Origin of the sequence: Jeotgalibacillus proteolyticus (assembly GCF_050107735.1) — a bacterium.
GTDB lineage: Bacteria > Bacillota > Bacilli > Bacillales > Jeotgalibacillaceae > Jeotgalibacillus > Jeotgalibacillus proteolyticus_A.
Window position 1 is genome coordinate 353165 of record NZ_JBNILO010000002.1, and the last position, 25950, is coordinate 379114.

General features: G+C 41.1%; 24 protein-coding genes. 20 read left to right on the forward strand and 4 right to left on the reverse strand.

What is annotated here, in order from left to right; all coding sequences use genetic code 11:
- The first annotated feature begins 28 nt into the window (after positions 1-28).
- From ACQCT8_RS04565 to ACQCT8_RS04610, 10 genes are all read left to right on the forward strand, one after another.
- Positions 29-1468 (forward strand): phospholipase D family protein, encoded by a 1440-nt coding sequence (locus ACQCT8_RS04565; RefSeq protein WP_426868848.1) that lies wholly within the window; start codon positions 29-31, stop codon positions 1466-1468.
- A 15-nt stretch (positions 1469-1483) separates the two neighbouring features.
- Positions 1484-1909, forward strand: coding sequence for a hypothetical protein (locus ACQCT8_RS04570; protein ID WP_426868850.1), 426 nt, complete (start codon positions 1484-1486; stop codon positions 1907-1909).
- 169 nt (positions 1910-2078) lie between these two features.
- On the forward strand, positions 2079-3605 hold the full coding sequence (locus tag ACQCT8_RS04575) for a glycine betaine uptake BCCT transporter (RefSeq protein ID WP_426868852.1): 1527 nt from the start codon (positions 2079-2081) through the stop codon (positions 3603-3605).
- Positions 3606-3723: 118 nt separating this feature from the next.
- Positions 3724-4371, forward strand: a complete 648-nt coding sequence (locus ACQCT8_RS04580) for a lytic transglycosylase domain-containing protein (RefSeq protein ID WP_426868854.1) — start codon at positions 3724-3726, stop codon at positions 4369-4371.
- Between the two features lie 20 nt (positions 4372-4391).
- Positions 4392-5081: a thermonuclease family protein gene (locus ACQCT8_RS04585; RefSeq protein WP_426868856.1), complete on the forward strand. Its 690-nt coding sequence runs from the start codon at positions 4392-4394 to the stop codon at positions 5079-5081.
- Positions 5082-5105: 24 nt separating this feature from the next.
- Positions 5106-6569: an amidase gene (locus tag ACQCT8_RS04590; RefSeq protein WP_426868858.1), complete on the forward strand. Its 1464-nt coding sequence runs from the start codon at positions 5106-5108 to the stop codon at positions 6567-6569.
- 224 nt (positions 6570-6793) lie between these two features.
- Positions 6794-9505 (forward strand): aconitate hydratase AcnA, encoded by a 2712-nt coding sequence (gene acnA, locus ACQCT8_RS04595; RefSeq protein ID WP_426868860.1) that lies wholly within the window; start codon positions 6794-6796, stop codon positions 9503-9505.
- Between the two features lie 276 nt (positions 9506-9781).
- Entirely contained in the window at positions 9782-9916 is a 135-nt protein-coding gene (locus tag ACQCT8_RS04600; protein ID WP_426868862.1) for an FbpB family small basic protein, read from the forward strand.
- A 106-nt stretch (positions 9917-10022) separates the two neighbouring features.
- Positions 10023-10463: an acyl-CoA thioesterase gene (locus tag ACQCT8_RS04605; RefSeq protein ID WP_426868864.1), complete on the forward strand. Its 441-nt coding sequence runs from the start codon at positions 10023-10025 to the stop codon at positions 10461-10463.
- Positions 10464-10474: 11 nt separating this feature from the next.
- Positions 10475-10786 (forward strand): hypothetical protein, encoded by a 312-nt coding sequence (locus ACQCT8_RS04610; RefSeq protein ID WP_426868866.1) that lies wholly within the window; start codon positions 10475-10477, stop codon positions 10784-10786.
- A 38-nt stretch (positions 10787-10824) separates the two neighbouring features.
- Here ACQCT8_RS04610 and ACQCT8_RS04615 read toward each other — a convergent pair whose 3' ends face one another.
- Positions 10825-11118 (reverse strand): HesB/YadR/YfhF family protein, encoded by a 294-nt coding sequence (locus tag ACQCT8_RS04615; RefSeq protein ID WP_426868868.1) that lies wholly within the window; start codon positions 11116-11118, stop codon positions 10825-10827.
- A 91-nt stretch (positions 11119-11209) separates the two neighbouring features.
- On the opposite strand from ACQCT8_RS04615, the gene ACQCT8_RS04620 reads away from it, so the two are divergent.
- Positions 11210-11461: a hypothetical protein gene (locus ACQCT8_RS04620; protein ID WP_426868870.1), complete on the forward strand. Its 252-nt coding sequence runs from the start codon at positions 11210-11212 to the stop codon at positions 11459-11461.
- Between the two features lie 84 nt (positions 11462-11545).
- Here the strand turns inward: ACQCT8_RS04620 and plsY are convergent, their stop codons facing one another.
- Entirely contained in the window at positions 11546-12139 is a 594-nt protein-coding gene (plsY, locus tag ACQCT8_RS04625; protein WP_426868872.1) for a glycerol-3-phosphate 1-O-acyltransferase PlsY, read from the reverse strand.
- 139 nt (positions 12140-12278) lie between these two features.
- On the opposite strand from plsY, the gene ACQCT8_RS04630 reads away from it, so the two are divergent.
- From ACQCT8_RS04630 to ACQCT8_RS04665, 8 genes are all read left to right on the forward strand, one after another.
- A complete protein-coding gene (locus ACQCT8_RS04630) occupies positions 12279-13574 on the forward strand; it encodes a purine/pyrimidine permease (protein WP_426868875.1) in 1296 nt (431 codons plus the stop codon).
- A gap of 85 nt (positions 13575-13659) precedes the next feature.
- Positions 13660-14628 (forward strand): ABC transporter ATP-binding protein, encoded by a 969-nt coding sequence (locus tag ACQCT8_RS04635; RefSeq protein WP_426868877.1) that lies wholly within the window; start codon positions 13660-13662, stop codon positions 14626-14628.
- A 1-nt stretch (position 14629) separates the two neighbouring features.
- A complete protein-coding gene (locus ACQCT8_RS04640) occupies positions 14630-15280 on the forward strand; it encodes an ABC transporter permease (protein ID WP_426868878.1) in 651 nt (216 codons plus the stop codon).
- A gap of 35 nt (positions 15281-15315) precedes the next feature.
- Entirely contained in the window at positions 15316-16230 is a 915-nt protein-coding gene (locus tag ACQCT8_RS04645; protein WP_426868880.1) for a glycine betaine ABC transporter substrate-binding protein, read from the forward strand.
- Between the two features lie 25 nt (positions 16231-16255).
- Complete coding sequence (locus ACQCT8_RS04650) at positions 16256-16663, forward strand: CoA-binding protein (RefSeq protein ID WP_426869145.1); 408 nt, start codon at positions 16256-16258, stop codon at positions 16661-16663.
- Positions 16664-17226: 563 nt separating this feature from the next.
- On the forward strand, positions 17227-19194 hold the full coding sequence (parE, locus tag ACQCT8_RS04655) for a DNA topoisomerase IV subunit B (RefSeq protein WP_426868882.1): 1968 nt from the start codon (positions 17227-17229) through the stop codon (positions 19192-19194).
- 6 nt (positions 19195-19200) lie between these two features.
- Positions 19201-21630, forward strand: a complete 2430-nt coding sequence (gene parC / locus ACQCT8_RS04660; RefSeq protein WP_426868884.1) for a DNA topoisomerase IV subunit A — start codon at positions 19201-19203, stop codon at positions 21628-21630.
- Between the two features lie 98 nt (positions 21631-21728).
- Entirely contained in the window at positions 21729-23156 is a 1428-nt protein-coding gene (locus tag ACQCT8_RS04665) for an alanine/glycine:cation symporter family protein (protein WP_426869147.1), read from the forward strand.
- A gap of 47 nt (positions 23157-23203) precedes the next feature.
- Here ACQCT8_RS04665 and ACQCT8_RS04670 read toward each other — a convergent pair whose 3' ends face one another.
- Positions 23204-24241 carry an SGNH/GDSL hydrolase family protein gene (locus ACQCT8_RS04670; RefSeq protein ID WP_426868886.1) on the reverse strand — a complete coding sequence of 346 codons (1038 nt, stop codon included), beginning with the start codon at positions 24239-24241 and terminating at the stop codon, positions 23204-23206.
- Positions 24242-24332: 91 nt separating this feature from the next.
- Positions 24333-24566, reverse strand: coding sequence for a hypothetical protein (locus ACQCT8_RS04675; RefSeq protein WP_426868888.1), 234 nt, complete (start codon positions 24564-24566; stop codon positions 24333-24335).
- 138 nt (positions 24567-24704) lie between these two features.
- Here ACQCT8_RS04675 and ACQCT8_RS04680 point away from each other — a divergent pair, with 138 nt between their 5' ends.
- On the forward strand, positions 24705-25562 hold the full coding sequence (locus ACQCT8_RS04680; RefSeq protein WP_426868890.1) for a gamma-glutamylcyclotransferase: 858 nt from the start codon (positions 24705-24707) through the stop codon (positions 25560-25562).
- The last annotated feature ends 388 nt before the right edge of the window (positions 25563-25950 follow it).

Consider the following 25950-nt stretch of genomic DNA (forward strand, 5'->3'; position numbering starts at 1 on the left):
TAGAATATGGAGTCCTGGAGGAGTCTTTTTGGCAAAGAAGCAGCGACATTGGAGCAAGAAAAAAAGAATTTATGCCGGGATATTTATTGCATTGTTTTTTATCGTTTTAAGCTACCACCAGTATAAGCCTTTGCCCCAAGGTGTTTCGTATGAAAGTGAAACCTATAAGACCGATGAAGTTGCTTTTTACCGGGATTTAACGTTTACGCAGAGCGGGGAAACCGTGCATGATCAGGAAATTTTTAATCGTGTTGGTCAGCTGATCAAAGAAGCTCAGGACTTTGTCGTAATTGATATGTTCTTATTTGATGGAAAAGTGAGTGAAGACAAGGGCTACCCCGATCTAAGCGGAAATCTGACAAAGCAGCTTCTTGCAAAAAAAGAGCAAAACCCCGATATGCCGATGGTTGTGATTACGGACCCGGTGAACACAGGCTATTATTCGTATGAAAACGAATGGCTGAAGCCTCTTGAGGAAGCGGGTATTGAGGTTGTCACGACGAATTTGGATCCTTTAAGGGACCCGACTCCTCTGTATTCAGCATTTTGGCGTATGGGCATTCAATGGTTCGGTCAAAAGGGAACAGGCTGGCTCCCCAATGGTTTTGTAGAGGATGGTCCTAAAATGACGGCCAGGTCCTACTTGATGATGGCAAACGTAAAAGCCAATCACAGAAAAGCCGTCATCACAGACCAGGGTGCCATGATTTTATCTGCCAATGCGCATAACGAGTCTGGATTTCACAGCAATGTAGCCTTTGAAGTACAAGGACCCATTATTCAGGATATGCTTCTTGCAGAACAGGCCGTTATTGACCTAGGCGACTCCAAAGTAACCCTTCCTCAATTTAAAGGGTCTGAACAGGAAAAAGGGGATCTTGAAATTAAATACACCACTGAAGGTAAAACATGGCATGAGATTCTGTCTAAGCTTAAAAAAGCGAAGGATGGAGATCAGATATGGATGGCAATGTTTTATTTATCTGAAAGAGAAGTCCTGGATGAGCTTATTGCAGCCACAGAAAGAGGAGCTCAGGTATACTTAATTCTTGATCCTAATGAAACAGCTTTTGGCAATAAAAAAACTGGACTCCCCAACAGACCAGTTGTGAATGAGCTGGTTGAGGATTCAAATGGATTTATTCAGATTAAATGGTATGACGTGAAAGAAGAACAATTTCATCCGAAAATGATGATGGTGAAATCGTCTGAGCGATCTTCTATAATCAGCGGTTCTACAAATTTCACAAAACGAAATCTTGTTGATTATAATCTTGAAAACAATCTTGTGATTGAAGGACCAAATGATACAGCGATCATGGAGGAAGTCTCCCGATACTTTACAGGAATGTGGAATAATGAAGAAGGCCAATATACGGTGGGAACTGAAGAATATCAGACTACATTGTCGTTTTGGCAAAGAGGCATTTACTTTATTCAAAAGGTGCTGGGGTTGACTACTTATTAAATAGTAAGGAGAAGTATGAAAATAAAAGAATGGTTTTTACTTTCCGGAATGTCCTTAGTCATTATGTCGAGTTTGGTCGGGGTAGTAGTCCTTATATTGTTTTCCAATCCTTCAAACAATATTAATGAAGAAAAAAATGTTATGGAGGGGCAAATAGACGGCCGCACTGATGAAAATAATCTCAATCAAATGGAAATAGATGAAGAAAAGGCAGGTTCGTATGAGGGTGTCAATAAGGTTCCTTCTGGTGATTTTAAAAATAAAAATGAAGAACACACTGAATCCAAAGCTATGAAAGAATCCATGTCTCAAGACAATGTAAGCGAAGAACATAAAGTGGAGGATGCCATGGAGGAACAGCAAAGCAGTAACGTTGAAATTCCGATTGTGCCTGAAGTCCCTGATGTGCCAGCAATTAAGAAAAATGGAAATTCCGAATAGACTCCAATAGGGTTCCGATGCATCTTTTTCAGTAAGAAATTCTTTTCTCACTACACTTTGAGTTTGAATTAAACCTTTAATCATGGTACGGTTATCCTCGTGTTTTTTATTCTTAATTAAAGGCAATGATACTAATTGCCAATAAAAAAAGTTTAGAAAGGGGAACAAGATGAAAAGCGTTTCAAAAGTTTTTTGGATTACACTATCTATTGTACTGGCTGCTACAATCTATGCCATCGCAGCACCATCCAGTTTTGAACAGGTAACAGCAAATGTTCAAGGTTTTATATCCTCAAGCTTTGGCTGGTATTACCTGATTTTAGTGACAGTGATGGTAATATTCTGCTTTATACTGGCCATAACGCCTATTGGACAAATTCGATTAGGCAAGCCGGATGAAAGACCTGAATACTCTACAGGATCGTGGTTTGCGATGCTGTTTAGCGCAGGTATGGGAATTGGTTTAGTTTTTTGGGGGGCAAGTGAGCCGCTCCTTCATTTTGCTTCAAGCCCGCCGCTTGCAGAAGCAGGAAGTGACGAAGCCTTAAAAGACTCGATGCAGTACACATTTTTCCATTGGGGTCTGCATGCTTGGGCTATTTACGCGGTTGTGGCCTTATCCCTAGCTTATTTTAAATTCAGAAAAGGTGAGCCTGGTCTGATTTCAGCAACGCTAGTTCCGCTTTTTGGAGAAAAGATGAGAGGCGGACTTGGAACGCTGGTAGATGTCCTGGCTGTATTCGCAACAGTCGTCGGGGTTGCAACGACACTTGGATTTGGTGCCATTCAAATCAACGGAGGACTTAACTATTTGTTTGGACTTGAAATTGATTTTTGGGTACAGACAATCATCATTGCCATTGTAACGGTCTTATTTATGATATCTGCTTGGACAGGCATCTCAAAAGGAATCAAGTATTTATCTAATACGAACATGATCCTTGCGGTTACACTGCTTATTATCATGCTTATTATTGGACCGACCATGCTGATCCTGAACTTATTTACGAACTCAATTGGAGCCTATGCTCAAAACCTGCTTGAGATGAGCTTTAGAATTGCTCCGCTCGATGCGGGGAATCGTGAATGGATTAATGATTGGACGATCTTTTACTGGGCATGGTGGATTTCATGGTCACCGTTTGTCGGAATTTTCATCGCCCGTGTATCAAGAGGACGTACGATTCGTGAATTCATGGCTGGAGTTCTGCTGCTGCCTTCACTCGTCAGCTTTCTATGGTTTGCAGTTTTCGGAGCCAGCTCCATTAATGTACAGCGCATGGGAATTGATTTAACAGATCTTGCACCTGAACAGCTGCTTTTTGCTGTATTTAATGAATATCAGCTCGGCGCCTTGCTTTCAGTGATCGCGATTGTTTTAATCAGCACGTTTTTTATTACATCAGCCGACTCTGCAACATTTGTGCTTGGGATGCAGACTACTTATGGATCCTTAACTCCTTCAAACAGCGTCAAATTAACATGGGGTCTAGCACAGTCGACTGTAGCGGTTATTTTGTTGTCAGCAAATGGTTTGCAGGCGCTTCAGAATGCTTTAATTATAGCTGCCTTTCCATTTTCCTTCGTAATGATTCTGATGATGATGTCCACATATAAATCATTGAATCAGGAAAGAAAAGACTTGGGATTAATGATTACACCAAAGAAAAAACCAAAATCAACTGAATCGAAATAAACACAAAATCCATCCTGCAAAACAGGGTGGATTTTTTTATTTGTTCAATCATTAACCTGTTTAGATTGAAGGATATAAGCTACAATTAAGCTTAGTTACCCTTTAAAGGAGTTTATTCATGAAAAAGAAGAAAAAATCAACCTATACTAATCTGAGAAAAGTAATGAAAATCGCAGGTGGTGTAATTGCCATTTTCATCACGCTGCTCGCCATCTCAATCTATATGGTTGCCCAAAATGATGGAATCATAGGAAAGACGGCTGATTGGCTTGAAAAGGCCGGAGCGCCTGTTGAACTAGAGGTGCCCCCCGAATATATTGACATCTATCAGCGGGCAGAAGAGAAGTACGGTGTTCCATGGACGCTGCTTGCTGCTCATCACCGGGTGGAAACCAGATTTTCTACAATGGAAACAATGGTATCTCCAGTCGGGGCAGAAGGTCATATGCAATTTATGCCTTGTACATTTGTCGGCTGGAGCCACCCAACTTGTGAAGGTCTTGGAGAAGGAGATATTCCTTCCGACGAAATGACAGATCCAGATATCATTGAACAATATGGCGGCTATGGAACGGATGGTAATGGGGACGGCAAAGCGGATCCGTGGAATATAGAAGATGCCATATACAGCGCTGCTAATTATCTTTCAAAAAATGGGGGAGCAGACGGTGAGCTTGAACGTGCGATTTTCACCTACAATCAAAGCGATGAGTACGTAGAAGACGTGTTATATTACTTTAATCAATACGAGGATCAATTGAATTGATATATAGAAAGGCATTGTCTATGAAAAAATTTATATGGATCTGCTTTTTAATCGTTCTGGCTGGCTGCTCAGCTGATCAAGAGGAAACTAAAAGTAATGCTCAGGTTATAAACATCGTGGATGGAGACACCATTGATGTGCGACTGAGCAACGGAGCAGAAGAACGGATACGGCTGTTATTAATAGACACGCCGGAAACAAAGCATCCACGGCTTGGCGTCCAGCCATTTGGAGTGGAAGCAGCCGATTATACAAAAGAAGCACTTTTGGGGAAAACAGTTAAACTGGAAAAGGATATTAGTGACCGGGACCGATATGGCAGAGTCCTTGCTTATATTTGGATTGACAACAATTTGTTTAATGAAGAATTGATCAGGCAAGGTCTGGCAAGAGTAGCGGTTTATCCTCCTGATCTTAAATATGAAGATCAGTTTAAGAGAGTTCAGTCAGTGGCGAGAGAAGAAGCAAGAGGAATTTGGTCGATCGAAAATTATGCGACGGAAGACGAATTTGATCAAAAATCGGATGAAACCTCTGAAAAAGAAATTCAAACAAAACCGGGATGTACGATTAAAGGGAATATAAATTCGAATGGAGGGAAAATATACCACGACAAGAGCTCCAGGTATTATTCTCAAACCATAGCAGAGGAACGGTTTTGTACGCCTGCTGAAGCAGAAAAAGCAGGCTTTAGAGCTCCAAAAAACTAAAGTTACGGAAGGGGGCAGCATGAGATGTCATATATGGAAGATCATTGGGACGCGACTGGTATAGCCAGACGGATTAAAGATAAAGAAATTTCAGCACTTGAAGCAGCAACAGAGTCGATAAACAGGATCGAATCCGAGAATAAACGCTTAAATGCTGTAGTCTATAAAAGGTATGAGAAGGCTTTGTCAGAGGCAAAACGTGCAGACCTGAATAAGCCATTTGCAGGTGTGCCTCTATTGCTTAAAGATATCTCCCATGGCTTGAAAGGTGAACCTGTCACTGCAGGATCCCGTCTGCTTGCTGCTAATAAGGCACAAGCAACCAGTCATTTTGTTTCCTCCCTGATCGAAGCAGGTTTTATCATTCTCGGTCATACAAACGCACCTGAATTCGGCTTGAAAAATATAACTGAATCACAATTGCATGGAGCTGCACTGAATCCGCACAATCCTCAATATTCTCCTGGGGGATCAAGCGGAGGAGCTGCAGCAAGTGTTGCCTCTGGAATGGTACCTGTTGCGGCTGCAAGTGATGGAGGAGGATCGATACGAATCCCGGCATCATTTTGCGGTTTAATCGGATTAAAGCCTACAAGGGGAAGAATCGCAGTTGGGCCAGGAAGCGGAAGGCAGTGGCAGGGAGCTGCTATTGATTTTGCAATTACAAAATCCATAAGAGACACCGCAGGCCTGCTGGATTCGCTGCAAACGTATCAAAAAGAAGCAGCCTTTCATACACCTATCTATGAAAAAGGGTATATGAATGTTCTTACACAGCAGAAAAGAAAAAAATTAACGGTTGCCTTCAATACGGCCTCTCCCGTTGGAACACCGGTTAGCGATGAAGCAGTGTCTGCAGTCAAAAAAATGGCAAAATGGCTAGAACGGCAAGGGCATCACGTTGTAGAAGCAGCCCCTGACCTGAATGGAATAGAGCTTATGCAGCAGTACTATTTAATGAATTCAGGTGAAATGGCTGCTTTAAGATTTTCTCTTGAAAAATCACTCGGGCGAACTCTTACAAGTGAAGATATGGAAATTGAATCCTGGGTTATGGCAGAAGCGGGTCTTAAAACAGGAGCAGGTGAGTTTTCAGCAAGTCTCTCGGCGTGGGATTTTGCCGCAGAGAGAATGGAAAGCTTCCACCGTCGATACGATTTATACCTGACCCCTGCGACTTCTTTTGGAGCGCCTAAAGTAGGAGAACTTACTCCAACATTCAAAAGAATTCAGGAATTGTTAAAAGTCTCTCAACTGAAGGCAATAGAACAGCAGCTCTTAATCTATGAAATGTTTGAACCAGCGTTAACGTATTCTCCTTTTACACAGCTGGCGAATTTAACTGGTCAGCCTGCCATCAGTCTGCCAACAGGTAAAACGACGGATGACCGCCCGATCGGCATTCAGTTCATGGCATCGAAAGGAAATGAAGACCTGCTGATTGAACTAGGCGCCGAGCTGGAAGAACACCAGCTTTTACTATTTTAGGATACTATTTTAATGAATACATTTAAATCATCTAATTGAGAAGTATTCTTAATAAAGGGCTGAATCAATTAAATTATTGTTGTTAAGAAATACTATAAGCACAGCTTATCACTGCACATAACTTTATTGATATTTACTTATCGCAGACAGTGTATTAAGATAGTATTGTGCGCTTGTAGTTTACATACAAGGATAAATATTTATTAATATGAGGGGGAAATTCAATGGCTAATCAGGACGTTTTTGGATCAAAAAAATCTTTTGATCTCGAAGGTAAACGCTACCATTACTACGAACTTAAAACATTGGAAGAAAAGGGTTTAACTAAAATATCAAAACTTCCGTATTCCATTCGTGTGCTGCTAGAGTCTGTTTTAAGACAATATGACGGAAGAGTAATTAAAGAAGACCATATTAAAAATCTGGCAAATTGGGGTTCAAAGGAAGTCAAAGATTCTGAAGTGCCGTTCAAGCCTTCACGTGTCATTCTTCAGGATTTTACAGGAGTTCCAGCAGTCGTTGATCTGGCTTCATTAAGAGATGCCATGTCTAAAATGGGCGGTTCACCTGATAAAATCAATCCTGAAATTCCGGTTGATCTTGTAATTGACCACTCTGTTCAGGTAGATAAGTACGGTACAGCTGATTCCCTGCAGGTAAATATGGATCTTGAATTTGAACGGAATGCTGAACGCTACCAGTTCTTAAGCTGGGCTCAAAAAGCGTTTAATAACTATCGTGCCGTTCCTCCTGCAACGGGAATTGTCCACCAGGTGAACCTTGAGTATTTAGCGAATGTAGTCATGAATGTTACGAATGCTGAGGGTGAGACAGTCGCATTTCCTGACACATTGGTAGGAACTGATTCACATACAACGATGATTAATGGCATCGGAGTACTTGGATGGGGTGTAGGAGGAATTGAAGCAGAAGCAGGAATGCTTGGACAGCCATCTTATTTCCCAATCCCTGAAGTTATTGGTGTTCGCCTGACAGGAGCTCTTCCACAGGGAGCTACAGCTACTGACCTGGCGCTGAAAGTGACACAGGTGCTTCGTAAAAAAGGAGTCGTCGGAAAATTTGTTGAATTTTTCGGTGAAGGGGTTGCCGTTCTTCCTCTTGCTGACCGTGCTACTATCGCAAACATGGCTCCGGAATACGGTGCAACATGCGGATTCTTCCCCGTTGACAAAGAGTCGCTTGAGTATATGCGTCTGACCGGCAGAGAAGAATCAGACATTAAACTTGTTGAAGAATATTTAACGAAAAACGATATGTTCTTTACAACAGATAATGAAGATCCGATATACACAGACGTAGTAGAGCTGGATCTGTCTAAAATTGAACCTAATTTGTCAGGACCTAAGCGTCCACAGGATTTGATTCCGCTATCTGCTATGAAAAAGGAATTCCATAAGGCATTGACTGCTCCCGAAGGAGTTCAAGGATTTGGACTGGATAAAGCGGAAGTAGATAAAGAAGCAGTAGTGGAGTTTGACAATGGTGATGTTGTACCGATGAAAACAGGCGCCATTGGAATTGCTGCCATTACAAGCTGTACAAATACTTCAAACCCGTACGTTATGCTTGGTGCAGGGTTAGTTGCGCAAAAAGCTGTAGAGCTTGGCATGCAGGTGCCAGCCTATGTAAAAACTTCTTTAGCACCAGGATCAAAAGTCGTGTCAGGCTATCTGCGTGATGCAAATCTGCTGGATCCTCTGGCGAATTTAGGATTTGATCTTGTAGGCTATGGCTGTACAACCTGCATCGGAAATTCCGGTCCATTACTTCCTGAAATAGAAAAAACGATTGCAGAAAGTGATCTGCTTGTTTCTTCTGTCTTATCCGGAAACCGGAATTTCGAAGGCCGTATCCATCCGCTGGTTCGTGCTAACTATCTTGCTTCCCCTCCTCTTGTTGTGGCGTATGCTCTTGCAGGAACGGTTGATATTGACCTTCAAAAAGATGCGATTGGAAAAGATCAGAACGGCAATGATGTTTTCTTAAAAGATATCTGGCCTACAACTGAAGAGGTAAATGAAATTGTTAAACAAACAGTAACACCAGAGCTTTTCCGCGAGGAGTACAAGCGGGTGTTCGACAATAATGAGCGCTGGAATGAGATTCAAACAAGTGAAGATGCTCTTTACACATTCTCAGATGACTCTACCTATATTCAAAATCCTCCATTCTTTGAAGGGCTGACAGAAAAGCCATCAAGCATTGAAGGATTAAATGGGCTGCGTGTTGTAGGGAAATTTGGCGATTCTGTTACAACGGATCATATTTCTCCGGCTGGTGCAATCGGCAAGGACACTCCGGCGGGATTATACTTGAGAGAAAATGGTGTAGCCATCCGGGACTTTAATTCCTATGGCTCAAGACGAGGCAACCATGAAGTAATGATGCGCGGAACATTTGCTAATATCCGTATACGTAATCAGGTAGCTCCTGGCACAGAAGGCGGTTATACAACATACTGGCCAACGGGTGAAACCATGGCGATTTATGATGCCTGCATGAAATATCAGCAGGACGGAACAGGTCTTGCTGTTCTTGCGGGTAAAGATTATGGAATGGGTTCTTCACGTGACTGGGCAGCAAAAGGAACTAATCTGCTGGGAATAAAAACGGTTATTGCTGAAAGCTATGAGCGAATTCACCGCTCCAACCTTGTATTTATGGGCGTTTTGCCTCTGCAGTTCAAAAAAGGAGAAAACGCTGAAACATTGGGGCTGACAGGCCGCGAAGAGATTTCTGTAAACATCACAGACCAAGTAAAGCCGCGTGATATTTTAACTGTCACAGCTACAGATGCAGATGGAAAAATAACAGAATTTGATGTATTAGTTCGTTTTGACTCTGATGTTGAAGTCGATTATTTCAGACACGGCGGTATTCTCAGAATGGTACTGCGTGATAAATTGTCTGTTTAATACCGATGTTTCATCCCGCACGTGAAAATGCAGGATTAACCTTAGATAGACTAAATGATTTAAATCACTAGGAAAGCCTCCATGAATCATTATTCATGGAGGCTTTCTATGTATTGCTTTTTACGCCAGATTTGATCGTCAGTCCTCCATATAACCTTTTATCAAGACCAGTCTATTTGTGATTAACAGACTTGCTTCAAGTTGTCGAAATTTTTACTTTTTTTGCGTTTAAAACCTTCATGTCTGTGAGATACTACAAATAGGAGGTGTTGATGAATGAGAGTAAAGGGGAAAACCCTGCAGGAACTTATGGCTGAAAATCGTTCTGAAATTCAAAAAGATCCTATAAAAATGGATTTGATTGAAGATCGTCTTGAGAAAAGATGGCTGGCATGGGAAAAAAGAAAATAAGAATGCTGCATTCTGTCCGGCCGGATAGGGTGCTTTTTCATTTTGTTTTGCCTTGACGTGATATGGTAAACTAAGAAAAAGAAATGAAGGGGCTGAGCAATAAAGAATGAAAATAGCTGATAAAGTCATTGAAGTACGATATGCCGAAACAGATCAGATGGGGGTCGTCTACCATGCAAACTACTTAATCTGGATGGAGATAGGAAGAACATCCCTAATTGAGTCAATGGGTTTTCGGTACTCAGAAATGGAAGACGAGGGGATTCTTGCTCCTGTTATGGATATCCAGGTTTCTTATAAAACACCAATCCGGTATGGGAACAAAGCAATTATTAAGACCTGGATTGAGCACTACGATGGATTGCGTACACATTATGCCTATGAAATTACAAATGAAGACGGGCAAATAGCTGCAACCGGATTATCAAAACATGTATGTGTGAAAAAAGAAAATTTCAGGCCCGTATCAGTTAGAAAACTTTTTCCTGCCTGGCATGAAGCCTGCGAAAAATATAAAAAAAAGGAACCTCATTCAATTAACGGGTAGTGGTGATACATATGGCTTTCGGGATAAATAAAAAAGCATTGAGGGATTGGAAAAACGCAATAGATAACGGTGAAATCGCTTTTTTAACACATTACTGGCTTGATGACAAATATCCTCAATACCACACGGTAACAAAAGCAGGAGCCAAAAATCTGGAGCAGCTGGCTTTATGGGGCGAGAACTATCAATTAAAAAAAGAGTGGATTCACGTGCGGAAAGATGGATATTCACATTTTGACCTGCTTGGAAGTACTCAAATACACATATTAAAATCCGAGGGACTTAGCGACCATCTGGCCCGCTTCAACCTAATAAAAGAGTGACAGCTTATCCAAGCCGTCACTCTTTAATTTAATTTAATTTAATTTTTGTTGTAATCGTATGCCGGACCATCTGATTGTTCACTGTACTCCACTTCAAGATTATGTCCGTCAAAGTACCATACATCTTTTTCCTCAACGTAAAATGTAATGCCTTCTTCTTCTTTAGTCACGACAGCTTCGATCGGGTCATCTTTGCTGACGCCCAGCGAAAATCCGTCCTGAATCGGGCTTGATCCGCCGTACCGAACGAAAAAACGAACGTGATCCCCTTCTTTAACCATCATTTCATCTTGAAACCATTTTACTGCTGCTTTTGAAAGTTGGATATCCATGCCGTTTTCGTCCTCCTTTATTAAGTAAGCTGGTTTTATTATAATGGAAATGAGGAAATAAAGACAAACATGAGACTTGAAAGGAGTTTTTATGGAAAAGAAACTTTTTATATGGATTGGCGCTGTAATATTTGGCGGGCTTCTTCTGCAGACATTTCTTCAATTAGAAGCAAAGTATCAGATGGAAGCAGCATTGTTTATTTTATTCACAGCGGCTGTTTACTTCAGCCTGTTACTCTTTAAGAAAAAGAAATTCAGCCTTTACTTAGGTCTGACATGTACTTTGGGCATAGTTTCTCTCCTGCTTATCTTTTTTGGCCCGCTGTTTTTGCCTGTGCACTAATTGATATCCATTAAATAGGCAGCTTTCTATTCAAAATGAATAAAAGGCTGCCTGTTGTATTTAAGGTGTCGATGAATTACACAATTACTTCCGGGACATCCAGTTGATTTTGGGTTCTGTTTGATTTCTTATTCTTGAGATGTTGCTTTTATGGCGGATAATTACGAAACCAGCCATCAAAGAAACGATGATCAGTAAAGCAGGATCATCAGCGAAAAATATACAATACAGTACAGCAAAAACACCTGCAGTCATGGAGGAAAGAGATACATATTTTGATAGATATAATACAATGAGAAAGCACAGCACAACCAGAACGAATAATAGAGGTTCGTAGCCCAGTATGACGCCGGAGGAGGTTGCTACCGCTTTTCCACCTCTGAAATTTGCGAATATAGGAAACATATGTCCAGTAACAGAGACAACACCTGCCACAAGCATTAAGCTTTCATATCCAAGTGCGTATGCGGTCAGGACTGCAGCTGTTCCTTTCAAGATATCCATCACGGTAACCACGATTCCTGCTTTAATTCCAAGGACGCGGAATGTATTCGTTGCTCCTAAGTTTCCGCTTCCAAAGTTCCGGATGTCCTTATTATGAAAAAGTTTGCCGATCCAGAGTCCGGAAGGGATTGAGCCTATTATGTAGGAAAGTATAAGTATTGCTGCTGCAATCATAAAATTGCTCCTTTATTATGTAGATACGATTATTTTATCATGAAATCGGTGAATAAGGTGGTTTTTATTCGTCAATGGTATTAGAATTTGAAAGATGCATAGAAACAAATGACTTAGGAGATAAAAGGGGTATTGGATAATGAAATTGGCTATTAGTTCTCTTCAATGGTTTATTTTTATGATTGCTTCTTCAATTGCAGCCCCAATCGCAATCGCGGCTGTGTTTCAGTTAGATCCGGGCCAGACTGCGGGATTTATTCAAAGAACACTATTGGTGCTTGGAGCTGCAGGAGTTATTCAGGTGTTTTTGGGGCACAGACTTCCCATTAATGAAGGACCTGCCGGATTGTGGTGGGGTGTTTTTTCAATTTATGCCACTTTTGTCGGGGTCATTTATGCCACACCTTATGAAACACTTCAGGTATTGCAATCGGGTCTTCTTATCAGCGGGATTATGTTTATCCTATTATCAGCAACTGGAATTATTAATAAAATTACCGCTCTGTTTACCCCGGTTGTCACCTTTACGTACTTGATGCTGCTGATCTTTCAATTAAGCGGTTCGTTTTTGAACGGAATGGTTGGTCTGCCTAATGAAGAAGGAAAAATAAACAGTTTAGTCATGATTGGTTCCATCATTACAATTGTGATCGCTTTTTGGCTGAACAAACACAAAGCTGGATGGGTCCAGCGCTATTCAATTATTCTTTCGATTGCTGCAGGTTGGCTGCTCTTTATTTTACTTGGTGAAGCCTCTTTTTCTCCGTCTCGGGATGAATCAATCATAGCGCTTCCTGAATTTTTTGCGTTCGGACCACCCATACTGGAGAGTGGGGTCTTTGTTACAGCTGTTTTCATTACATTTCTTCTCACTGCCAATATGGTGGCGTCCATCAGAGTGATGGAATCAGCTCTGTCAGAACATTTTCAAGAAAAACCTGGATCACGCTACAAAGAGGCGGGGTATGCTGCTGGTTTTAATACGCTTTTCAGCGGAGCGGCTTCAGCCATTGGCCCTGTTCCTATAGCTGGTGCTGCGGGGTATGTAGTGGCTACAAAAACTCCGGGAAGAACCCCGTTTTGGATCGGGTGCCTTCTTGTGGCTGCAGTAAGTTTTGTGCCTTTGATTACAAACGCAATGGCTCAAATACCGGCAGCTGTAGCATTTGCTGTGACATTTGTTATATTTACAAATATGGTTCGTCTTGCATTTCTTGAATGGCAAAAAGAAAAAAATGTTGACAAAGGACTATCCGTAGTTGGCATTTCCTGGCTCGTTGGAGTCGGTCTAATGTTCGTTCCGTCATCAGCCTATACGGATCTGCCTGTTGCAATGAGTTCCATTTTATCCAATGGACTGATAACAGGTACCGTGACTGCAGTTCTTATTGAGCAGTGGCATCTCAGGAAGTTTAAATCTTTAACAGAAGAATAAGTGGCTAAATGTTTTTTTATAGGTTTAAGCCATAAGGCTTAGGGAATTTATAATTAGTAAAACTTTAAAAGAGGATGGTGAATAAATGATCACGTTTGAAAACGTTAAGAAAACATTTCCAGATGGCACAGAAGCCATTAAAGGAATGGATTTACATATCGAGGAAGGCAAGCTTGTTGCTCTGATAGGTCCGAGCGGCTGCGGGAAAACCACTACGATGAAAATGATCAATAAGTTAATACATCCTTCTTCAGGAACCATCTCAATAAACGGTAAAAATATTGCTGACCGTAAAGATGTGGATCTTAGAAGAGATATTGGGTATGTTATCCAGCGCATCGGATTGTTTCCTCATATGACTATAGAAGAAAACGTCGCGCTGATTCCAAAGCTCAAAGGAATTAAAAAACAGGAGTATCTTAAGCGGGTTGATGAACTATTGAATCTGGTAGGGCTTGAGCCGTCCGTTTTTAAGAAAAAATATCCTCTTGAACTAAGCGGCGGGCAGCAGCAGCGGGTTGGTGTTGTAAGAGCGCTTGCAGGGGAGCCTCCGATTATCTTAATGGATGAACCATTCAGTGCATTGGATCCCATCAGCCGCGAACAGCTTCAGGCTGAACTTAAGGACTTGCAAAAATCTATTAGAAAAACGATTGTTTTTGTAACACATGATATGGACGAAGCGCTTAAAGTGGCAGATGAGATCGTGGTAATGAAAGACGGTTCAATCGAGCAAATTGCCACACCTGATGAATTACTGAGGCAGCCGGCAAATGACTTTGTCCGCTCATTTATTGGAGAAGAAAGGATTCAGTCCGCTCTTAATTCTTTCAGCCCCAATACAACAAAAGTTACAGAGATCATGGATAAGTCTCCGGAGGATTTAATAGAAATGACGTCTATTCACGCAGAAGCTGATTTAAAAGAAGCTGCTGAGATGATGGTTGCTCAAAACATTCACGCATTACAGGTTGTAAAGGATGGATCAATCCTTGGAGTAGTGTATAAAGATCGTTTATTAAGCGAATTAGCCGGCATAGAGAGAGGAGCCTGATATGCAGTTTATTTCGGATTTTTGGGAAGTCGTAGTTCAAAGACAGGATATTATCATTGAAGGCGCAACTGAGCATTTGTATTTATCTTTCTCAGCAATCGTTATTGCCATCCTAATTTCTGTTCCTCTCGGGATATTTATATCAAGGCATCAGAGAGTTGCGGAATTTTATATCGGAATAACGGCAGTATTTCAAACGATTCCGAGTCTTGCCTTATTCGGATTTTTAGTTCCAATCCTTGGGATAGGTTTTGAAACTGCTCTTATAGCACTAATCATTTATGCATTGCTGCCCATACTAAGAAATACATATACAGGCATTACAGGTGTAGACCAGGCTGTAATAGAGGCAGGTCACGGTATGGGAATGACCGGAACACAGATCCTGTTTAAGATTGAGCTTCCGCTTTCACTTCCTTTCTTAATGGCAGGAATCAGAACCGCAACGGTCCTGACTGTCGGCATCGCCACACTGGCCACTTTTGTCGGCGCCGGGGGACTGGGAGATGTGATTTGGAGAGGTCTGCAGTCCTACAATAATGACCTTGTCCTGGCAGGAGCCATTCCGGTTGCTCTTCTTGCGCTGTCATTTGATTTTATTTTAAAGCTGCTTGAAAAATATACAACTCCAAAGGGCGTTAAAATCAAATAGTTTACTAAATAAGAATATAAAAGCGAGGTATTATAATGAAACGATCAAAAGCAGTACTGTTAACTACTTTAACTTCTTCCCTGGTTCTTGCGGCCTGCGGTTCAGACGAAGGAAACTCAGAAAGAGATTCAAGCGAACCGATTGTTATATCAGGGAAAGCATTTACTGAACAATATATTCTTCCAAGCATCCTCCAGCAGTATATAGAGCACCATTCAGATTACGAAGTAACGGTAAATGATGGTCTTGGAGAAGTAAGTGTTCTTCAGCCGGCTCTTGAAAATGGAGATATCGATATGTATGTTGAATATACCGGAACGGGCCTTGAAGCGGTGCTCGGCTTGGAGGCAGAAGAGGGCGAATCAAGCGACAGTATTTTAGAGCGTGTCCGGGAAGGATATGAAGAAGAGTATAGTATCACGTGGCTTGAGTCACTTGGTTTTGCCAATGATTATACGATGGCTTTTGCGGAGGATGCCGATTTTGAAGCATCAACCTATTCAGAGCTTGCAGAAATCTCTGACCAGTTATCCTTCGGTGCGCCGCACGCTTTTTACGAGCGGCAGGGAGATGGATATGATGCTCTATCAGAAGCATACGGCTTTGAATTTTCTGCAACAGAAAGTCTTGATGCAAATCTCATGTATCAGGCTGTTCAAGATGGTCAGGTGGATGTGATACCAGCGTTTACTACGGATGGCCGGATTGAAAGATTTAATTTGCAGACTACAGAAGATGATCTTGGCTTTTTCCCAAAATACGACGCTGTTCCGGTTGTACGTCAGGATGTCTTGGAAGCTTATCCTGAATTAGAAGAGCTGATGGGTGAGCTGGCTGGACAGATTTCTGAGGAAGATATGCAGGAAATGAATGCAAAGGTTGACATTGATGGGGATACAGCCGCTAATGTTGCACAGGAATTTTTAGAATCAAATGGTCTTTTAGAATAAAATTCAAAAAGGACGTGTTTATATGATTAAAAACCCCTCCACAGAAGAAATTGGAGAAATACTCAATGAGGCGAAAAGAATTGCTGTTATTGGACTCAGTGACAATCCTGCAAGAACGTCGTACAGTGTCAGCCAGGCGATGCAGCGTGCAGGATACGAGATTATCCCTGTAAATCCTACTATTAAGGAAGCACTGGGTGTTAAAGCTGTTTCTTCCCTGGACGAAATAGAAGGGAAGGTGGATATCGTGAATATCTTCAGACGATCAGAATTTTTAAAGGACATCGCAGATGAATTCCTTAAAACAGATATTCCGGTATTCTGGTCGCAGCTTGGTGTAGCAGATGAAACCGTTTTTCGTACACTGGCTTCAGAAGGCAGAACAGTTATTATGGACAGATGCATTAAGGTTGAACATGCCATGACAAGATAGTACATTGAAAAATCGGTTGGAACAAAACTCAAAGAATGAGGATGTATTTATCAACAGGATGAGGAGAGCGCAGCGAAAAGCGGCGACTCCAGCAGAAGATAGCGGGTGCTTAAGAGTTTGCAAGGCAAGGTCCTTAATAGCTCAAGCAAACGTCCCTGCTGAAAGCGCCGTCTGAAGCGGAGCGAACCGATCAAAAAGCCTGAGACACTTGTCTCAGGTTTTTTTTATATGATAATAATAAGTTGGAGTTTAATTTGAATGGATGATTGCTTCCTATTTTCCTTATCAGGAGTGGAGTTTTGTCTTGCATATTTTTCTTTTTTAAAACTTTTCTATTAAGATAAATAATGATCATTGAACGATTTATTCCCTACACGGGCAATAAAATGCTATGATCTAGTAACGTAGAGTTCGGGTGCTGGAGGAATTAATCTGTTGAAATTTGATTAAGTACCATTGAAATCCATCATAATCTAGGTATAGAATATGATGGTGAAATATGAATGTTATGATACAATGTAAAAAACGAACAAGTGTTTGTGTAATTTGGAAGGGGAATGTCCGTGGCTAAGAAAGCAACGATCGAATACAACGAAGATGCCATTCAGGTACTTGAGGGATTAGAAGCCGTAAGAAAACGGCCGGGGATGTATATCGGATCTACGGATTCGCGTGGACTTCATCATTTAGTGTATGAAATAGTAGATAATTCAGTGGATGAAGCGCTTGGAGGATATGGTGATGCGATTCAAATCATTCTTCATAAAGATGACAGCGTTTCTGTAAGGGATTTTGGACGGGGCATGCCAACGGGTATACATCGCTCAGGAAAACCCACACCAGAAGTTATTTTTACAATCCTTCATGCGGGAGGAAAATTTGGCCAGGGCGGCTATAAAACAAGCGGAGGCTTGCATGGAGTAGGAGCTTCAGTTGTAAATGCCCTGTCCGAATGGCTGACCGTTACCATACACCGTGATGGAATGATTCATGAAATGAGATTTGAAAACGGTGGAAAGCCTGTTACCGCACTCGAAAAAAAAGGCAAAACAAAACAAACCGGAACACTGATTCATTTTAAACCGGATACATCTATCTTCAGTGCGACACATTTTAACTACGACACCTTGTGTGAAAGACTGCGGGAAAGCGCATTTCTTTTAAAAGGATTTAAAATAGAGATTATTGATGAGCGCAATGATAAAAAAGATCTTTTTCAATTCGAAACCGGTATTGAAGCATTTGTCTCATATTTAAATGAAGAGAAAGATGTTCTACACCCAGTGGTTTCCTTTGAAGGAGAAAATGAAGGCATCGAGGTTGATTTTGCATTTCAATTTAATGATGGATATTCTGAAACCATCTTGTCTTTTGTAAATAATGTCCGCACGAAAGATGGCGGAACTCATGAAGCAGGAGCAAAAGCAGCGATGACGAGAGTCATAAATGAGTATGCAAAAAAAATCAGCTTATTAAAAGAAAAAGATAAAAATCTTGAAGGTGCTGATATCAGAGAAGGATTTGCAGCCATTATCTCAGTCCGTATTCCTGAGGGTATACTCCAATTTGAGGGACAAACAAAAGGCAAGCTCGGGACAACAGAGGCAAGGTCATCAGTTGACAGCGTTGTAGCGAATCAGCTGCTTTATTTTCTAGAAGAAAACCCTGAAATCAGCACCTTGCTTATTAAAAAGGCGATCAGGGCTCAACAGGCAAGAGAAGCTGCGAGAAGAGCAAGAGAAGATGCGCGAAACGGAAAGAAACGAAAAAAATCAGACACCATTCTTTCCGGCAAGCTTACCCCTGCCCAATCAAGAAATGCCGCACGAAATGAGCTCTATATAGTCGAAGGGGATTCTGCCGGCGGATCAGCGAAGCAGGGACGGGACAGAAAGTTTCAGGCGGTGCTGCCTTTAAGGGGTAAGGTTATTAATACGGAAAAGGCGAAGCTCGCTGATATTTTTAAAAATGAAGAGATTAATACGATTATTCATGCTATTGGTGCCGGAGTAGGTGCAGATTTTGAAGTTGATGATATTCAATACGACAAAATCGTTATCATGACGGATGCTGATACAGATGGCGCTCATATTCAAGTGCTGCTTTTAACGTTTTTTTATCGTTACATGAAGCCGATGATAGAAGCGGGCAGAGTGTATATAGCACTTCCTCCCTTGTATAAAGTAAGCAGGGGCACTGGGAAAAAAGAAGTAATTGAATATGCCTGGACCGATAATGAACTCGGAGATGCAGTGAAAAAAGTGGGTAAGGGATATATCCTTCAGCGGTATAAAGGTCTTGGAGAAATGAATGCTTCACAGTTATGGGAAACAACGATGAACCCTGAAACCCGTACATTGATCCGTGTGAAAATTGATGATGGTGCCCGAGCTGAACGCCGAGTAACGACCTTAATGGGTGATAAAGTAGAGCCGAGGCGTAAATGGATAGAGTCAAACGTTGCGTTTGGCATGGAGGACACCCAAAACATCTTAGAGAACGATCAGATCATGGTTTCAGAGGAGGACTAAAACATTATGACAGCAACAGAACGGTTTCAGGACCTTCCACTTGAAGAAGTACTGGGAGATCGATTTGGAAGATACAGTAAATACATTATACAGGAACGGGCTCTCCCGGATGCAAGAGACGGGTTGAAGCCTGTTCAGAGACGTATTCTTTATGCGATGCATTTTGAAGGAAACACACAGGAAAAAGGTTTCCGAAAGTCTGCTAAAACGGTAGGTAATGTTATCGGGAATTATCATCCTCACGGCGATTCTTCTGTTTATGAAGCAATGGTGAGAATGAGCCAAAGCTGGAAAGTCCGTAATATGCTTGTTGAAATGCATGGAAATAACGGAAGTGTTGATGGTGACCCGGCTGCTGCGATGCGTTATACAGAAGCCAGACTTTCTGCGATTGCAGGAGAGCTGCTGCGTGATATTGAAAAAGAGACAGTAGAGCATATTTCGAATTTTGACGACACTTCAGTTGAACCCACCGTGCTGCCTTCACGCTATCCCAATTTACTTGTAAACGGCTCGACGGGAATATCCGCCGGCTACGCTACAGAAATCCCGCCACATCATTTAAGTGAAGTCATCGATGCTGCCATTATGCGAATGGATAAGCCTGCATGTACTGTTGATGAACTGATGACTGTATTAAAAGGTCCGGATTTTCCAACCGGTGGAATCATACAGGGAGTAGAAGGAATAAAAAATGCGTATGAAAAAGGAAAAGGCAAAATTGTCATTCGGGGAAAGGTAAATGTTGAGGACCTCAGAGGTGGACGCCAGCAGCTGGTAATCACCGAAATTCCGTTTGAAGTAAATAAAGCAAATCTCGTAAAAAAAATGGACGAATTCCGGGCAGACAGAAAGGTTGAAGGCATCTCAGAAGTTAGAGATGAAACTGATCGCACAGGTCTCCGAATTGTAATTGAACTTAAAAAAGAAGCAGATTCAGATGGAGTTTTGAATTTTCTATATAAGAATACGGATTTGCAGGTGCATTATAACTTTAATATGGTTGCGATCCATAACAAACGTCCTGTATTAATGGGGCTTGCTCAGCTATTAGATGCTTATATCGATCATCAAAAGGAAGTTGTAACAAAAAGAACGCAATTTGATTTAAAGCGAGCCAGAAGCAGAGAGCATATTGTAGAAGGGTTGATTAAAGCTCTTTCAATTCTTGACGAAGTGATTAAAACAATTCGTGGATCAAAGGATAAAAAGGATGCAAAAACGAATCTTCAATCCCAATTTGAATTTACCGAACCACAATCTGAAGCCATTGTTTCCTTACAGCTTTACCGTTTGACAAATACGGATATTACTGCCTTGCAAAAAGAAGCAGGTGAACTTGAAAAGCTGATCGAAGAGTTGACCGCTATATTAGCCAGCGAAAAAAAATTAAGTGCAGTAATTAAAAAAGAACTGAAGGGGATTCAAAAGCAGTATGTTGACGAACGAAGATCCGTTATTGAAGATCAAATCGCTGAGATTAAGATTAATATGGAAGTACTGGTTGCAAGCGAGGATGTGATTGTAACGGTTACAAAAGACGGCTACATTAAAAGAACGTCTCAAAGGTCTTATTCGGCATCGAACGGCCAGGATTTTGCAATGAAAGAGACAGACCGTCTGCTGACTAAAATAGAGGCAAATACAAAAGAAACCCTTCTGTTGTTTACCAGTAAAGGAAATTATATATATGCCCCTATTCACCAGCTGCCGGATATACGCTGGAAAGATCTCGGCCAGCATATCGCGAGTATTGTAAATTTAGATAGAGATGAGCAAATCATTAAAGCAATGCATGTTAAAGAGTTTAATGAAAATGACTTTCTGGTCTTTATCACGAAAAAGGGAATGATTAAAAAATCCAGTTTCTCTCTTTATCAAGCGCAGCGTTTTTCCAGAACATTTGTCGCCTTAAATGTTAAAAAAGATGATGAACTAGTAGATGTCCTGCTAACGGATGGCACCAATGAAGTATTTATTGCCACTTCACTTGGCTATGGCCTGAGATTTAATGAAAAGGACGTTACGACTGTCGGTCAGCGGGCAGCAGGAGTAAAGGCGATTAATCTTAAAGAGGACGACCATGTTGTTAGAGGATTGAAGGTCAATGAAAAGGATCAGCTCCTGATGATTACACAGCGTGGTGCTGTAAAAAAGATGAAGCTTAGTGAATTTGAAATTGGCACCCGTGCAAATCGTGGGTTGCTCATGCTAAAAGAATTGAAAAAAAATCCTCACCGCGTCATTCAGGTCTTCGCTATTGATTCAGAGTCTGAACAGTTTGTTATTGAGAGTGCAAATGGACACCGCACAGTAGTAGAAGCTGCTGCCTATAGGATCAACGATAGGTATTCAAACGGTTCGTTTGTAATAGATGAGTCAGAAGTAGGGAAAATAACAGCAGCCTGGGCACAAATACAGGGCGCCGGCGTTTAAACTTAAAAGCTTGGGGAATGGAAGAAGGAACCGCTTTCTTCCATTTTTCTTTTTTGAAATGCAGATAAATTTTATAAGGAGTGATTTATTTGAAGCAAATGCCTTTACAGTTTGTTGACGGATTAAACAATGCAGCTTCAACATTGAACGGATTTTTATGGGACTACATACTGATCATTGTTCTTTTAGGTTGTGGACTTTATTTTACAGTAAAAAGCGGATTTTTACAGTTTACTCGAATAGGAGATATGGGAAAACTGTTATTTGAAAAATCCACTATTTCTTCTGAAGGAAGAAGAGGAATCTCTTCATTTAAAGCTTTTACCATCTCAACTGCTTCGCGTGTTGGAACAGGAAACCTGGCAGGAGTGGCAACCGCCATTTCACTGGGGGGACCGGGAGCCGTTTTTTGGATGTGGATCATTGCGTTGGTAGGGGCAGCTTCTGCTTTTGTTGAATCAACGCTGGCACAAGTATATAAAATTAAGGACAAAGATGGGTTCCGCGGCGGTCCTGCCTATTATATGGAAAAAGGACTTAACGCAAGATGGATGGGCATCATCTTCGCCGTTATCATCTCGATTACTTTTGGATTGGTGTTTAATTCTGTTCAATCGAATACGATCTCATTTGCTTTAGAAGGTTCATTTGGCTGGAACCGGACGATTATCGGATTAATTTTAGTGATTTTAACCGGGTTGGTGATTTTTGGGGGAGTTAACAGGGTGGCCGCTGTAACTAGTACAGTGGTACCTGTAATGGCAGTTTTGTATATTTTCCTTGCTTTGTACGTCCTTTTAACCAATTTGAATTTGGTTCCTGAAATGTTCGGAATCATTTTCAGTAATGCCTTTGGCTTCACAGAAGTTGTATCTGGCGGGATTGGAGCAGCTATAATGAATGGGATTAAACGGGGCCTATTTTCAAATGAGGCTGGTATGGGTAGTGCGCCAAACGCCGCTGCAACCGCATCTGTTACTCATCCTGCCAAGCAGGGGCTGATTCAGACTCTTGGAGTATTTGTCGACACCTTAATTATTTGTACAGCAACTGCGCTAATTATTATTATGTCAGGTGAATACTTAAATGGAACTGACGGCATCCAGTTAACACAAGATGCACTAGCATTTCATGTTGGAGAATGGGCGTCTATCTTTGTCAGCATTGCAATCTTTTTGTTTGCTTTCTCATCTATTGTCGGAAATTATTACTATGGTCAGACCAATATAGAATTTATTAAAAACAGTCCATTGTTTTTAAATCTGTATCGTATTATCGTGATGGGTATGGTGTATTTCGGATCGGTTCAGTCATTTAGTGTTGTTTGGAACTTAGCGGATGTATCGATGGCGACGATGGCCTTAATTAACTTAATTGCGATAAGTCTTTTGTCGCCTATTGCGTTTAAGGTGTTGGCCGATTATCAAAGACAGAGGAACCAGGGGATTGATCCGGTTTTTTATAAAAACAGTATATCAGGATTAAAAAATACGGAATGCTGGGACGATGGACCAGTAGAAAAATAAGAAAAACCGTCAGGACACTTTGCATCCTGGCGGTTTTTTTACTTTTCTCAGCTCTTTAAAACAGTAAAGTGCTGTATTGCGCTTGCAAGATGAGGTGCATAAAGCTGCTTGATTTGGGCAGTCGGCTCTTCCGTTATAGTAGGGGTTTCTCCAGTTCCATCTTCTGAAATACCCGGGGTTCCCTCTTGAGGAACTTCCTGTTCATCTTCTGAAGGATCCTGATTTAATTCTCCAGCCTGATCTGCAGCGGTTTCTTCTTCAGTCTGTTCAGGAGGCATCAAATTTTCCAGGAAGGGAGACATACCGGGATTTGGCGGGATGTTTTCCTCTGCAGCTTGGAGGGCTGGCTCAGCTTCTGCGAAAAAAGAGTTAGCTATGGATAAATATCCTTGCTGGTTGGGATGGACGTCTACCGGATTAGGCAGATACTCCAGTCCAGCCCCGTCAAAGTCAGCTCCTGCATCTACAAAATCAATACTTCTTTTAGTGGCTTCATTTTCTATGATTTCATTAACAAGGTCGAGCATTTTTCTTACGCCTTCCTGCTGCGTAGAAAGGACATGCGGGTATGGAAAATAATAGCCGATAGCATAAATAGAGGCTTCTGGATTAATGTCTTGTATTTCATCTAAAAGGTCTCCATATTGTATCCTCATCTGGTTCAACGTATAATTTGCTGTGAGCTGATCATAAGTTACTGTACGGCCGGCTGCATCCTGCCTGACAAGACCTAGGATATTATTAGCACCTGCTGATAAAGTAATAAGGGATGCCTGGCTGACCGTCTGCCTTATTTCTTCTTCATCAAGAAGTTCGTCAATATCGCTTACAGCAAAGCCTGGTACTGCAAAATCTTTTGAAAAGGCAGCCAGCAATCCATTTTGTGCAAGTGTATCTGCGATTATATCCGCATAGCCTGCGTCCAGCGATTCATATGGCGTCGCTCCCGCAGCGACAGAATCCCCAAGGGCCACATATACTTGCGGTGTTGAAATTTCAGCTTTTGCTGATGAGGTGAAAACTGCAAGTGAAAGAATGCTTGCGGATAATCCAATCTTGAATGTAATATTTTTTTTCGTATTCATAGTAACTCCTGTCTAATCGTAATAAATTTCGGCTTGAATTCCTCTTCGTGTTTCTTTATTGTAACTGTATCGGAAAAGATATGGGAGGACATTATTTATTTCGTCGTTGATTATAAGCGTCAAGTGTCTCCATTTCCTTGTTTATAATTATTTCCATTTGAGTTAAAGCGGTTTTATCAACAATCGGATCTCTTTCATCCCACTTTACGTGCCTGATAAAATAATAAGATCTTATTTTTGAGAGGACAACAGTGGAAGCTGGAAAATCGTCAAAATAGGCACGTATTTTTCCTCTCCCTGCAAACGTCCATCGAACTAAATTCATATTCATCACCTGGGATTAGTATAACACGAACATTTGTACGTTGTCTTACTTGTCAGCACATTGCTTGCATAAGTTTAATGCTGCGGCATCTTAACATAGGAAAAATCAGGAGCGATCAAACATTTAAAGGAGCGTCTTATGTATCTATTTGTTTATGGAACTCTAAGAAAACATGGCAGCAATCATCAAGTAATTCAAAATGAAGAACTAGTTGCTTCCCAAGCATGGTCAAAAGGAAATTTATATGACCCTGAAAAAGGCTTTCCTTATTTTATTAATAAAGGGCCTAAAAGAGTTTATGGAGAAGTATATAAAATATCAAACGAAAAGCTTCTTGAGATTAAGGACCTCAATTATGGGAATACAAAAGCAGAAACATTTTATCAGCCCTCCACCATCTCCGTAATGACGGATTTACTCGGTGAAATTGAGTGCGTGACATTTATCAATTCAGAAGAACAGGCAGTTGGGTTATTTCCATTAACATATGGAGACTGGCTCGTTCATTTAGAAATAGAAAAAGATAATCATACCTATTTTGCCTATGGTTCCTGTATGGATAATGAACGATTTAAACTCGCAGATGTAGATCATCTGTTTACCAATAAGATAGGAGGAGGATTGACCGACCGGCTGGAAATGAATTATTCACTATCTGTTCATGACGGTGGCAGGGCCAACTTAATCGAAACGGGTAAACAGGGAGAAGGCGTGCTTTATAAGGTAAACAAAGAAGCAGTGGAATACCTGTTTATGAGAGAGGGTGTTTATAACGGCACGTACAGACCGGCCATGATTGATGTAATGGTAGATGGCAGACTTTATGAAAAATCATTAACCTTTATCGTTCTTGATCCTGTAAAAGAATGTGCTCCACCTCTTCATTATGCGACTGAAATTATTCGAGGTTCTAAGGGCACTGTATCCCCAGAGTATCATTCTAAATTAGTAAATGATTTAAAAACAAAATTTAATTTATCTGTGGGAGAAACGTGATTCGTTATTTTTCACCATTTTAAAATGAGCCTGGGACAAATGTGTCTTAGGCTTTTTGACGTTTTGCTGAGCCTCACGCAGACGTTTGAAAAGAGGGAGGGGAAATTGCACCCCATACTATAGATAAAATGCATCAGTTTTCTTCCTCTTTTTTTTATTCAACCGAAGTAAGGGATCTCCTGTATGAGGGGAGGTATATTAAAGAATGGCGTCCTAGTTCAAAACCTTGATATACCAACTCTCATAAATTCCTCACGACTATCATTTCCTCATATCATCCAATCTCAGGCTCTATTACGGTATATTTTGGCTTTATCCCAAAATAAACACCCAGGATAGCGCTTTCACTGCTCATATCCCTTTCTATCTCACTACTTTTCATTTTACC

Excerpts from the sequence above, each read along its gene's own strand:
- ACQCT8_RS04635 (WP_426868877.1), top strand. The coding sequence starts at position 13,660 with ATGATCACGTTTGAAAACGTTAAGAAAACATTTCCAGATGGCACAGAA.
- ACQCT8_RS04585 (WP_426868856.1), top strand. The coding sequence starts at position 4,392 with ATGAAAAAATTTATATGGATCTGCTTTTTAATCGTTCTGGCTGGCTGC.
- ACQCT8_RS04600 (WP_426868862.1), top strand. The coding sequence starts at position 9,782 with ATGAGAGTAAAGGGGAAAACCCTGCAGGAACTTATGGCTGAAAATCGT.
- ACQCT8_RS04610 (WP_426868866.1), top strand. The coding sequence starts at position 10,475 with ATGGCTTTCGGGATAAATAAAAAAGCATTGAGGGATTGGAAAAACGCA.
- parC (WP_426868884.1), top strand. The coding sequence starts at position 19,201 with ATGACAGCAACAGAACGGTTTCAGGACCTTCCACTTGAAGAAGTACTG.
- ACQCT8_RS04575 (WP_426868852.1), top strand. The coding sequence starts at position 2,079 with ATGAAAAGCGTTTCAAAAGTTTTTTGGATTACACTATCTATTGTACTG.
- ACQCT8_RS04605 (WP_426868864.1), top strand. The coding sequence starts at position 10,023 with ATGAAAATAGCTGATAAAGTCATTGAAGTACGATATGCCGAAACAGAT.
- ACQCT8_RS04680 (WP_426868890.1), top strand. The coding sequence starts at position 24,705 with ATGTATCTATTTGTTTATGGAACTCTAAGAAAACATGGCAGCAATCAT.
- ACQCT8_RS04620 (WP_426868870.1), top strand. The coding sequence starts at position 11,210 with ATGGAAAAGAAACTTTTTATATGGATTGGCGCTGTAATATTTGGCGGG.
- ACQCT8_RS04590 (WP_426868858.1), top strand. The coding sequence starts at position 5,106 with ATGTCATATATGGAAGATCATTGGGACGCGACTGGTATAGCCAGACGG.
- ACQCT8_RS04615 (WP_426868868.1), bottom strand. The coding sequence starts at position 11,118 with ATGGATATCCAACTTTCAAAAGCAGCAGTAAAATGGTTTCAAGATGAA.
- ACQCT8_RS04640 (WP_426868878.1), top strand. The coding sequence starts at position 14,630 with ATGCAGTTTATTTCGGATTTTTGGGAAGTCGTAGTTCAAAGACAGGAT.
- ACQCT8_RS04630 (WP_426868875.1), top strand. The coding sequence starts at position 12,279 with ATGAAATTGGCTATTAGTTCTCTTCAATGGTTTATTTTTATGATTGCT.
- acnA (WP_426868860.1), top strand. The coding sequence starts at position 6,794 with ATGGCTAATCAGGACGTTTTTGGATCAAAAAAATCTTTTGATCTCGAA.
- ACQCT8_RS04580 (WP_426868854.1), top strand. The coding sequence starts at position 3,724 with ATGAAAAAGAAGAAAAAATCAACCTATACTAATCTGAGAAAAGTAATG.
- ACQCT8_RS04670 (WP_426868886.1), bottom strand. The coding sequence starts at position 24,241 with ATGAATACGAAAAAAAATATTACATTCAAGATTGGATTATCCGCAAGC.
- ACQCT8_RS04675 (WP_426868888.1), bottom strand. The coding sequence starts at position 24,566 with ATGAATTTAGTTCGATGGACGTTTGCAGGGAGAGGAAAAATACGTGCC.
- ACQCT8_RS04570 (WP_426868850.1), top strand. The coding sequence starts at position 1,484 with ATGAAAATAAAAGAATGGTTTTTACTTTCCGGAATGTCCTTAGTCATT.
- ACQCT8_RS04645 (WP_426868880.1), top strand. The coding sequence starts at position 15,316 with ATGAAACGATCAAAAGCAGTACTGTTAACTACTTTAACTTCTTCCCTG.
- plsY (WP_426868872.1), bottom strand. The coding sequence starts at position 12,139 with ATGATTGCAGCAGCAATACTTATACTTTCCTACATAATAGGCTCAATC.
- ACQCT8_RS04665 (WP_426869147.1), top strand. The coding sequence starts at position 21,729 with ATGCCTTTACAGTTTGTTGACGGATTAAACAATGCAGCTTCAACATTG.